The organism is Nostoc sp. C052, from assembly GCF_013393905.1.
Classification (GTDB): Bacteria; Cyanobacteriota; Cyanobacteriia; order Cyanobacteriales; family Nostocaceae; genus Nostoc.
In genome coordinates, this window is the sequence record NZ_CP040273.1 from 354222 (window position 1) to 366373 (window position 12152).

6 protein-coding genes are annotated in these 12152 nt (G+C 38.2%); all 6 read left to right on the top strand.

Features of this window, described 5'->3' with window-relative positions; translation table 11 throughout:
• Nucleotides 1-96: 96 nt before the first annotated feature.
• Nucleotides 97-774, top strand: coding sequence for a hypothetical protein (locus FD723_RS33840; protein WP_179069627.1), 678 nt, complete (start codon nucleotides 97-99; stop codon nucleotides 772-774).
• A gap of 131 nt (nucleotides 775-905) precedes the next feature.
• Complete coding sequence (locus FD723_RS33845; protein WP_179069628.1) at nucleotides 906-1298, top strand: hypothetical protein; 393 nt, start codon at nucleotides 906-908, stop codon at nucleotides 1296-1298.
• 38 nt (nucleotides 1299-1336) lie between these two features.
• Nucleotides 1337-2668, top strand: coding sequence for a pentapeptide repeat-containing protein (locus tag FD723_RS33850; RefSeq protein WP_179069629.1), 1332 nt, complete (start codon nucleotides 1337-1339; stop codon nucleotides 2666-2668).
• A gap of 19 nt (nucleotides 2669-2687) precedes the next feature.
• Nucleotides 2688-4721: an NACHT domain-containing NTPase gene (locus FD723_RS33855; protein WP_179069630.1), complete on the top strand. Its 2034-nt coding sequence runs from the start codon at nucleotides 2688-2690 to the stop codon at nucleotides 4719-4721.
• Between the two features lie 149 nt (nucleotides 4722-4870).
• Nucleotides 4871-6271 (top strand): AAA-like domain-containing protein, encoded by a 1401-nt coding sequence (locus FD723_RS33860; RefSeq protein ID WP_179069631.1) that lies wholly within the window; start codon nucleotides 4871-4873, stop codon nucleotides 6269-6271.
• 7 nt (nucleotides 6272-6278) lie between these two features.
• Entirely contained in the window at nucleotides 6279-11732 is a 5454-nt protein-coding gene (locus FD723_RS33865; protein WP_179069632.1) for a tetratricopeptide repeat protein, read from the top strand.
• Nucleotides 11733-12152: the final 420 nt, after the last annotated feature.

A 12152-nucleotide genomic window follows, 5' to 3' on the forward strand; every position in this document is an offset into this window, starting at 1 on the left:
TTGCTCAAGGCTACTCAACTACCTGGAAATTTATAACTACATTCCGCAGATATACTGTATAATTTATTACAACTAATTTTTAACGTAATTAATTTTATGAAACAATCTGACTTATTAGCATCTATAGGGATTGTGATATCTTTGGTTAGTTTTTTTGTATCAGCAATAGTTGCATACTATACTTATTTTAGACCAGCAGACCCAAAAATGCTAGTTGGAAAGAACTTACTGTTTTTTCCCAGCTATTTTTCTGATGCTAAAGGCAATAAAGTATTTGGAGGTATTTCATTTTTTTTACCTATAACTTTCTATAATTGGAGATCAAAAGGAACTTCAATAACCCAAATACGGTTAGCTATCGGTCGTAAAGATAACCCTAAAAAATATTTTGATATGGTAGCTGCTACTTTTATAACTTATATAGATGATAAGGCACAAAATAGTGAAGTAGCTCAACCAATCCCGCTTCCTAGTCAATCAACAGTCAGCAAATTTATTAGATTTGATTGGAATCCTTTTGGAGAAAAATTTGAGATCAAAGCAGGAGAATATGAATTAATAGTTCTTGCTTGGGTAGGAGATGATAAAGAAAAAGCGAAATTAACAGAAAATTTCCCTTTTTTTATTAACGACTTAGAAGCTGAAACTTATAACCAAGCTTTATCAAATAATACTCCTATCAACCCGGTCTGTGTAATCCTTGATAACAGTTCAAATTTTCAGAATGTTTGGACAAAAGACAATTTAAAAGCGACTTATGGAATAATGAATTAAAATAACCATAATAGCATCAAATTTATATCAATTTAAATAGTCAAATCTTTATAAAGATATATTTGATCTAAAGATTTTATCTTATTTTAATTTATATCACTATATCCATAAAAGTTAGAGAGCAAAAACTCATGTCTAAAGAACATCCAAAATACAGTAATTTTAATTTATCAAATGCCCAGTTCGCAGGTGGACTAGTCAACGCCGACACGGTAAATGCAGGACAAATCGGCGGCAACATCACCAACTATAACCCCGAACAAAAGCAAAATCTCGCCCAAGCCGCCGCCGATATTCAGCAACTTCTCAACCAATTAAGCCAGACAAACCCCACGACTACCACATTGGAGAAGATGAGCGTTGTGGCTAAGGCAGTCGATGAGATTGAGCGTAACCCGACACTGAAAGCAAAAGTAATTGGTGCGTTGAAGGCTGGGGGAACAGGAGCATTGAAGGAATTAATCGATAATCCTTTGATTAATATACTGCTGGCATCGATAGAAGGGTGGCAGGAGGTGGAGTAGTTCGCTGGCTAAAGATAAAGTATAGGGGTTAGCTAAAGATGGCGAATGAAGAGCATTTAACAATACTTAGGCAAGGAGTTAAGGTTTGGAATGAGTGGAGACAAAAAAATAGTGAAGTTGCCCCAGACCTGACAGATATTAATCTAAGCGGTGCTTTCCTTATAGGAATTGATTTTAGTAACTCTAACCTTAGCAGAGCAAATCTAAGTCATGCTGTACTAGTATATGCTAACTTGAGTGCTGCTATTTTCAGGAAATCCAACCTGAGTAATATTAATTTATCTAGAGCTAACTTAGAAGGCGCTGATCTAGATAATGCTAATCTTGATGAAGCTTTCCTTCAAAACGCTTACCTTAAAAGAGTAAATTTTAGCGGTGCTAGTTTAAAAAATAGCATTTTGAAAAAGTCTGTTATTTCTAACGCTATTTTTTGCGGAGCGGATCTTACACTGGCTGATCTAAGTGAGACAGAAATTTGTAATGCTAACTTTGCTGGCTTAGAAATTAGTGGAAATATTGTCAATTGTGACTTAAGTGGAACAAATTTGACAATGGCTAACTTAAGCAATGCTTATCTTTACCGTAGCAACTTTTCTAAAGCTAACCTTACCAAAGCCAACCTTACAAAAGCATTCTTTGTAGATGCTGTACTTTGGAAAGCTAACTTTACTGAAGCTTTGTTGTGTGAAACCAATCTGAAAACAACCAAAGCTATATCTGCTAATTTCAATAATGCAACACTAACTGGGGCGTGTATAGAAGATTGGATCATTAATTCTATTACAAGCTTTGAAGGGGTAAATTGTGAGTATGTTTACCTTGAAGAGTACCAAAAAGAACGCCGCCCCAGCAGTGGTAACTTTGCTCCTGGAGAATTCACCAAACTGTTCCAAAAATCCCTAGAAACAGTTGACCTAATCTTCCGTAACGGCATCGACTGGGACGCTTTCGCCTATTCCTTCAAAAAATTAGAAGTCGAAAACCAAGGCGCTCAACTAGATGTCCAAAGCATTGAGAAGAAAGGCGATGGCATTCTTGTAGTCCGAGTAGCAGTTGCCCCTGATGCAGATAAAGCGAAAATCCACAGCGATTTCATGCAGGGCTATGAATTTGCAGCTAAGGCATTAGAGGCGCAGTACCAAGCAAGACTTGAGGATAAGGATACCCTTATTTCCAAACAGGAAGCACAAATTAACCGCCTATTTGACATAGTGGAACAACAAGGGTCAGTTCAAAAAGCATTGGTAGAAAATCCGAGGAAAGTTTCTAACTACAATATGCAAAATCCGCAGTTTGCAAGTGGCATAGTGGATGCTAACAATGTTAATACAGACCAGATAGGTGGTAACATTCAGAACAACGACGCTTAAGAACGCTCAAGTCAAACCCATGCCGGATTCAGAAGACCCAAAGCAAGTCTCCAGTAATGACTTACGCAATTCACAGTTTGGCGGTGGTTTGATTAATGCTGAGACAGTGAATGCTGGACGAGTTGGCGGAGATATTTGGAATATCTTCTTGGGACAGCCAACAGTAACACCAGTAGGCAATCCTGCTAGACCAAAGAATGAGCGTTTACTACTAGCCACAGTCAAACAAGAAGTTACAGCGCGGTTAAGCCAGTCTCTACATAATACTCTACTGATTAATTTAGGAAAGGAGTTACAACCGCAACAAGTAAAGCGACCTTGGGATACAGAAATAAAAATTGGTTTAAAGCCTCCTGAAGTTCTCTCAGATAGCACAACAATTTTAGATATTTTTGATTCTCAAGAAATAGCAGGTAAACTTTTAATCCTGGGTAATCCAGGTTCTGGGAAAACAACGACACAATTAGAACTAGCACAAGCTTTAATTCAACGAGCAGAAGAACAGCCTGATTATCCTGTTCCAGTTTTATTTAATTTATCCTCTTGGAAAGATAACCGCCAACCTTTAACTGATTGGTTACTGACGGAACTTAAATTGAAATACGGTGTCTCAACCAAACTTGGTAAACAGTGGGTAGAAAACCATCAGCTATTACTCTTTCTAGATGCTCTCGATGAACTAAAACCACAGCGTCAAGAAATCTGTGTTCAAAGAATTAATCAGCTTTTACTAAGCCAAGAGCGTCCATCTTATATGGTTATATGTAGTAGAAGTGAAGAATACAATAATTACTCTACTCAGGTTCAACTCAATGGTGCTGTTTGTTTACAGCCTTTTAATAATAACCAAATTTATAATTACCTTTTTAGTATTAAGCGAATAGACTTATGGGCAATTATTAGCAACGACTCCGATTTACTAGAGCTAGTTCAAACACCTTTTTTATTAAGCATTACTGTACTAGCTATGGAAGAAATATCTATTGAAAAATGGCAGTGTCTTTTAAGTACAGAAGCACGCCTAGAATATTTACTAAATACCTATGTATCAAGGATGTTAGAACGTGAAGTTAAAATTAAAACATACGCAAGGTGGAGCTTTACAAACAAAGAACAAACTATATTTTGGCTCCATTGGCTAGCTCAACAGCTTAAAAAAGATTCAAAAACTGAGTTATTAATTGAACAAATACAACCATATTGGTTAGTTAACAAAAACAGTATAAATATATACAAACTTATATTTGGATTAATATTTGGATTAATTGCCGGATTAAGTGGAGTTCCACTATTTGGACTGATTGGAGGAGTAGTTGGGATTCCACTTTGGGGAGTCACGAGAGTACTAATATTGGAAATATTTTTTAATTCTATTTATATACGTAATTTGCAAGAAATTACACTTATAGAAAATATCGCTTGGTTTAATTTCAATTATGAATTGCTAAATTTGATTTTATTTTTTGGGCTAGTTTTTGGGCTAGTTGGAGCATTGGCTGGAGGAATGCTTGCAGGATTAATTTTAGGAGTAGTTGGAGGACTAGGGGGAAAGCTCATTGGACTAATTACAGGACTAATTACAGGGCTGATCATTGGGTTGATTATTGGGGTAATAGGAGGATTGGTTTTTGGCTTGGTTTTAGGATTAGTTTTGGGGTTGTTTTTTGGACTAGTTTTTGGTCTTGCTGGAGAGCAGTCTGGTTCGTTTATAGAAACAAAATTAATTCCTAATCAAGGCATTTGGAAATCTAGTGTCAATGCTGTTTTATTAACCCTATTATTTGGGGTAATTGGATGGCTAATTTTTGGACTGCATAGAGGGGTAATGTTTGGGGTAATTACAGGACTATTCTGTGGTGAAGCCTGTATCCAACACTTCTCTTTACGTCTCGTTCTGTACTTCAACGGCTACATCCCCTGGAACTACGCTCGTTTTCTCGACTACTGCACCGAGCGTATGTTACTCCAGCGTGTCGGCGGCCGCTACCGCTTCATCCACAAACTGCTGCAAGACCACTTCGCCCAAACCGAGTTTAGGCGTGATTCAAGGTAATTGTTGGTCTGTACAATTGAGTATCAGATAAAAGCAAAGCAAGCGATCACAAGTCATAAACAGCTAGCACGGTCAACGTCAACGTTAACTCAGAACGAATAGGTGGTAATATTCACAACAATAACGCTTAAACCTGCCCAAACCGACCCATGCCCGACTCACAAGACCCAAAGCAAGTCAGCAACGACTTACGCAATTCCCAGTTTGGCGGCGGGTTAATCAACGCTGGCACAGTGAATGCTGGGCAAATTGGCGGCGACATCTACAACATTCACTTTGGGCAGCAGACTGTAGCATCAGGTAATTCAGTCCAATCACAGAATCAACGCCAGCGATCGCAGTCCGAAAGAGACTCACTCGAAAAAGCTTACACTCTTCAAAGCCAGAAAGTTGCAAATCTACGAACAGCATTGGTTATTGAAACAGATGTATCCCGCAAGTTTCAATACGAAAACCAGCTTGAGTCAGAGGAGCGCACACTCTATGAGCTTGGTGACAAGTTGGATGCAATTGAACAACAGTTGCAAGCGGCTGAGAACTCTGGACTAGGGGCAGACACAAGTATATATATTGAAAGACCACCAATTGAAGACAAATGCTATAAAGCAATTGTGCAACCAGGGGCATTGATTCGTCTTAAAGCCCCGCAGAGAATGGGTAAAACATTACTGTTGGAAAAAACCCTAGACTATGCAAGACAACAAGGTTATCAAACTGCAAAATTAGATTTACAACTGGCTGATATAGATGTTCTGGCTAACTTAAAAACATTTCTGCAATGGTTATGTGTTGATGTTGCTGACAGTCTGGAGCTAGAACCCCAACTAGAAAAACAATGGCAAGAGGTTTTTGGGCTGAATAAAAACTGTACCCGTTATTTTCAAAAATATTTATTATCCCTTACTGATACTCCCTTAGTTTTAGCTATAGATAACTTTGAGAGACTGTTTGAATATCCAGAGATTTTCCCTCAATTCTGCTTGTTACTGCGGGGATGGTATGAGGCAGCGAAACAAGGAGACAAGATTGGTAATATCTGGAAGAAGCTGCGGTTAGTAGTAGTTCATTCCACTGAATCTTATCCTTCATTGGACAGTAATCACTCCCCGTTTAATGTGGGATTGGCGATTGACTTACCCGAATTTAATTTGCAACAAATAACAGACCTCGCCAAACAGCAAGATTTAGGATTACTGAAAGAACAAGATTTGGCTCAGTTGATGGGGTTAGTTGGGGGGCATCCTTACTTGGTACAATCCGCAATCGCCCATCTCAAAAGCCAGCAAGTGACCTTAGAAGAACTCTTGAAACTTGCGCCAACAGAGCAAGGAATCTTTAGTGACCACTTGCGGCAACAACTGTGGCATTTACAACATAATCCCCAGCTTGAGATAGGGTATAAAAAAATAGTAATGACGAATGCACCTGTGAGGTTAGAGACTGAAGTTGCGTTTAAGTTGCATAGCTTGGGATTAGTAAAACTTGTTAGTAATGATTGCGTTCCTGGTTGTGATTTGTATCGTCAGTATTTCTCAACTCGTTTGGAGTAGGTAAATCGTGGTTGACCAATACATATTCTCTGGAAGTCTACCTGAAAATGCCAGCACCTACGTCATACGAGAAGCTGATTCACAGTTATATGAAGGACTGAAAGCGGGGAAGTTTTGTTACGTACTGAATTCCAGACAGAGTGGAAAATCCAGCTTGCGTGTGCGAACCATGCAGCGATTGAGAGATGATGGCGTACAATGTGCAGCCGTTGACCTTTCTGCTGGAGGTATTCAGAATGTACCTCCTGAACAATGGTATGCAGATTTAATTGACACACTCATTGACAGTTTTGGATTAGATTTAGACTTTGGCGATTGGTGGGAGGCGAATCAGTTAAATTCGCTAGTTACAAGATTTCGCAAGTTTTTGGAAGAAGTATTACTTGTTGAAGTTCAAGAGAGTATCGTTATTTTTATTGATGAAATCGATAGCGTACTCAGCTTGAATTTTCCCGCAGATGACTTTTTTGCATTGATTCGTGCTTGTTATAACAAGCGTGTTGATAATCCCCAATACAATCGCCTCACATTTTGTTTACTGGGAGTGGCATCACCAACAAGTCTAATACAAGATAAACAGTGTACACCATTTAATATTGGTCAGGCAATCTCTCTTAAGGGTTTCCAACTACATGAAGTTAAACCTTTAGAGAAGGGTTTGTATGGTAAATTCAGTAATCCCCAGGCCATAATACAGGAGATTTTACAATGGACTGGTGGGCAACCATTTCTGACTCAAAAGTTATGTAAAATTTTTTTGGAATACGTAGACACGAAAAATTTCCCATCTCCTGAAAATATCGAATTAATCTCAGTCGCCCATCCCCAGTCCTTAATCCCTGAATTAGTTCGCTGGTTTATAATTGAAAACTGGGAATCTCAAGATGAGCCAGAACATTTAAGAACGATCCGAGATCGCCTTTTGTATAACGGTCTATCTATGAGTAAACTTTTGGGACTATACCAGCAAATTTTACAAAAAGGAGAAATCCTTATTGATAATAGTTACGAACAAACACAATTGCAACTATCAGGATTAGTTGTTAAACAGCAAGGTAGTTTGAGAGTTTACAATCGCATTTATGAGTTAGTGTTTGATTCCGTTTGGGTAGGAAAAGCCTTAGCAGATTTGCGTCCTTATAGTGAAGCAATTACTGCTTGGTTAAATTCAAATTATCAAGATGAATCACGTTTATTGCGGGGACAAGCATTACAAGATGCTCAAATTTGGGCGGCAGATAAAAATTTGAGCGATGCAGATTATCATTTTTTAAACGCTAGTCTGGACTTTGATAGGCGAGAAGCACAAACAGCTTTAGCAGCAGAAAAAGAAGCAAGTCAGATATTAACTAAGGCGAATCAAAAAGCTAAACGCACAATTAAAAGAGGTGTTGCTGGATTCATTTTAATCTCAGTTGGAGCAGTATCCGTAATAACTTGGGCAAGTACAAATCTGCAAAAAGCCCAAAAAGATTTGAAAGAAACGCAGACTGTTACCAGAATAGAACGAGAGGGAAAGAACGTTGGACAACAGTTTAAATTCTCGCAACTAGATACCTTAGTTTCCACTATGCGAGCAGCACAAGAATTAAAAGATATTGTTAGTGATGGTCGTCCTCTAGAGAATTACCCGACTACTACCCCAATCTTATCCTTGCAAACAATCTTAGATCGCATTCAGGAAAAGAATCGGATTGAAGATGAGAATGGGAATTTCCAAGATGCTCAGTTCAGTCCCGATGGCAAACTCTTGGCAACTGCTGGAGGTGATAACAAAGTAATATTGCGGAATTTGCAAGGACAGCAAATAGTTACATTTTCAGCTGACCACAAGATTGAATACCTTCAGTTTAGCCCCGATAGCAAACTATTAGCTACTGTAGGAGATTATAGATATGATGGCAAAATCCGTCTCTGGAACCTGCAAGGGCAAAAGGTAGCTGAATTTTCACTTAACGGTAGAAGTTTTTCTAGTCTCAGCTTTAGTCCCGATCAAAAACTGCTAGCTATTACCGATTATGACAATAATTTTGGTAGTTCTAAAAACAAGATGCGATTATGGAATATCCAGAGACAGCAAGTTGCGTCATTTCCTGTTACTAATGTTAATAATGTCAGCTTTAGTCCCGATGGTAAGCTGTTAGCTATTGTTGAAGGTGAAGCATATAACAATACTAGAAGAGTACGCCTATCGGATCTGCAAGGAAAACAGGTTGCTACGTTTTCCACTGGTGATGTCGAAGAAGTGAATTTTAGTCCCGACAGTAAATTACTAGCAATTGAAGAACGTGAAGATTCTCTAAAAAGAAAAGTACGTCTATGGAACTTGCAAGGAAAACATGGTGATGATTTTAAATCACTAAGATTTAGTCATAATGGCAAATTTTTAGCAACCATTAGTGCTGACAATAAAGTAAATTTATACTCTTCTAAAAATCAGCTTATAGCTTCCTTTCAAACTGATGAAGTTGATGAGATTAAATTTAGCCCTGATAGTAATAATCTAGCTATACTTAAAAAGTATGGATACAGTCAAAAACTACAGTTGTGGAACATACCAAAACAGCAAATTACTACATTGCCTGCAAGCAATCCTTTTCGGATATTTTTTAGTGATGACAGCAAGTTTTTGGCTGTTCATGAAGGTATTACAGCTACGGCTGATGATGCGAGAAATGGAAAATTACGTCTGTGGAACTTTGAAGGACAAGAGATAATTGAAATTCCTGCTGTTCCCAATATTAAAGATATTAAAATTAGTCCAGATGGCAAGCAGCTTACTGTTGTTAAAGACAATAAAATTTATTTATGGAATCTTTATAAACAGCAAATTGCAAAATTTCCCTCTAGCATTATCGAACATCTAACTTTTAGTGATGATGGCAAGCTATTTACTACTAAAGAAGGATTAAACATCCGCGGTGTGATGGGTGATTGGCAAATAAAAGTACGAAGCATACAAGGGCAAAAAATAAATACATTTACTACAAGAAATTTCAATGATATTATTTTTAGTTTTAATAGGAAAGTTTTGGCTACTGTTGAAGGCCATTTAGACAAAAATATAATCAGGTTATGGAACTTTCAAGGAAAGCAGATAACGGCATTCTCAACTAACTATATAGCTCCAACTGTCTTTACATATAGTAGTGTGAGATTTAGTGCCGATGGTAAGAGACTAGCTACTATAGAAGGTGGTTTTTCAACAGATCGTAACCGCAAAGTGCGAGTATGGAATCTTCAAGGACAACAAATAGCAGAATTTCCTGCTGCCAAAATAGAAGATGTGATTTTAAGTCCCGATGGTGAGTCAATAGCTATTATTGAAGGTCAAGCAATAAATTATGGAAAAGTGCAGATACGGAATCTTCAAGGACAACAACTTGGTACATTTCCAGCCTTTATTTCATCCCTCGTTTCAAGTCCCAGTTCTAGTCCTGATGGTAAGTTGTTAGCTATTGGTTATAAATCCGAAGTACGGCTATGGAGTTTTGCAGAAAAGCGAATTGTAGCGACGATTATTCCTGAAGCTATGCTTTCAAGGATCGGCTTTACTCCTGATAGCAAACTGTTAGCTACTTTAGAAACTCATAAAGATCGCCAAATTGTACGTTACTGGAACACCCAAGGACAACAGTTAGCCTCTTTTGCGACGACTGGCTATGTAAATGATATCAAGTTTAGTCCCGATGGCAAACTTTTGGCAACTCTAGAAAGTCGTGGATATAACGCAAAAGTGCGTCTCTGGAATCTCCAAGGAAAACAAGTAGCTGAATTTCCCTCTGGTGACAGTGAAGTTAAAAATATCAAGTTTAGTCCCAATAGCAAACTGTTAGCTGCGATAGAAGCTGATGAAAATCAGACAAAAGTACGTTTGTGGAATATTCAAGGACAACAGGTAGGTGAATTTATATCCGCTGATGGCAATATCAAAAATATCAATAGTATTAATTTTAGTCCTGATGGCAAGCTGCTGGTTATTCAAGGTGAGGGTCAAGGCTGGCTGTGGCATGTTAAAGATTTAGATGAACTGTTAACAGAAGGTTGTGATTACCTGAAAGATTATTTGGCTAATCATCCCAAAACCCTCAAAGAACTTCATGTATGCCAAACAAAGTTAGGCATTTCTCCTACCATATATCTTCCAGATTTTGAGCCATTCCAAGAATGGTGGATAAAGTTACCGATTACTTGGAACTTTTGGACTTTTTACTGGCTATTTTGGCTGCCCTCCTGGTTACTATCTTGCCGTGCAGATATAGTATGCTTTCCTGGCTATATTTTACGTTTATTCAAACGACATGAAAAAGAAATTCTATTTTATGAAAAAATAGTTAAACTCACACCTAAATGGTGCCGAGTCTGGCAGATTCAGGGTCAAGCATTAAGTAATTTAAATCGACATGAAGAAGCCATTGCATCCTACAATAAAGCTCTTGAAATTAATCCCAAGGACTACTGGAGTTGGAATAATCGGGGTTGGGAGTTACAAAAAATAGAGCGGAATGAAGAGGCGATTGCCAACTATAAAAAAGCCATTCAACTCGACCCAAATCAGGAAACAGCTTGGTCAAACCTGGAGGCAACACTAAAGAATTTAAATCGGTCAAATGAGTTAATTTCTTACTATGATGAATGGCTGGAACGCAAACCTAAAAAAGCCTTACTTTGGAAAAAACGAGGCTGGTTATTAGCGGAAAAGCAACAACACTACGAAGACGCACTTGTTTCTTTTGATAGAGCAATTAAACTCAAACATAACTATTACGATGCTTGGAATGGTCGAGGCTGGACATTGTATAAAGTGCAGCATTATGAAGAAGCTATCGCTGCATACGACCAAGCAATTAAAATCAATCCTGATTACTATTTAGCTTGGCATAACCGAGCCTTTTCTTTAGCAGCATTGCAGCGATATGAAGATGCAATCTATTCCTACGACGAAGCCTTAAAACTCGATCCAAATCATTATTTTGCGTTGTATGGCTGGTATGAAAAAGGTGTGGCTTTAACCTATTTAGAGCGATATGAAGAAGCGATTTCAAGCTTCGAGCAACTTATTGAAATTATATCTGACAATCTTAAAGATGATAATGGTGCAAAGCGAGTTTTAAATTTTGAAGTAAGTTGCTTTCAGCATCTAATGATTTATCTTGGCACAGCCTACGCTTTACATGGCAACATAGAGGCAGCTCAAAAACAATGGCAAAAAGGCTTAGAAGTATACCAAGAAGATGAACCTTGCCTGAAACTTAGCCGCATACTCTACAAAATTGCTGTAGGAGAAACCGAAGAAGCTATCACAAAGATAAAAACAATGCTTGAGGAAGATATAGCACTAGAAATACTCCAGGATGCCCTAAAAGATGCTGAAGTTTTAGCACGATGTCCCATTGAAGGGATTAATCAAGTAGTTCAGTTATTGAAACAACGATTGGGAGTGGCAACCAGTCAAAATTAATCAGAAAGTGAGTGCGGTCGCAGGGCGAGTGCTCATACCTTAAACTACTCGAATTGACTTACCCTACCAAGCATTATCCACAATTACTTTAAATTAAAAAGCAAAAATTTTTGGGCTGGATAACCAGCAAAGCTTGCATTATTTCTTAACTAAATTACCTTTGGATATAGAAAAGTTAAGAGCCTTACGAGTAGAGCTAATTTTAGAACTAATAAGCAGACGCATAACCCTACTCCCCCACTGGACACCGCCGCATCATCTCCGCAACCGCGGCCGCCTCACCATCCAGCGTATACACAACCTCAACCGACATTGCAATCACAACCCTCTGCCGTCTCGCCCACTTAAACCAATCCTCCACAGTAGATTTGGACTGTGTGGACTCCGTTTTTCTCTCCTCCTTACAAGCAGCACAAACAC

Coding starts and splice junctions, on each gene's coding strand:
- FD723_RS33855 (WP_179069630.1), top strand. CDS start 2,688: ATGCCGGATTCAGAAGACCCAAAGCAAGTCTCCAGTAATGACTTACGC.
- FD723_RS33860 (WP_179069631.1), top strand. CDS start 4,871: ATGCCCGACTCACAAGACCCAAAGCAAGTCAGCAACGACTTACGCAAT.
- FD723_RS33850 (WP_179069629.1), top strand. CDS start 1,337: ATGGCGAATGAAGAGCATTTAACAATACTTAGGCAAGGAGTTAAGGTT.
- FD723_RS33840 (WP_179069627.1), top strand. CDS start 97: ATGAAACAATCTGACTTATTAGCATCTATAGGGATTGTGATATCTTTG.
- FD723_RS33845 (WP_179069628.1), top strand. CDS start 906: ATGTCTAAAGAACATCCAAAATACAGTAATTTTAATTTATCAAATGCC.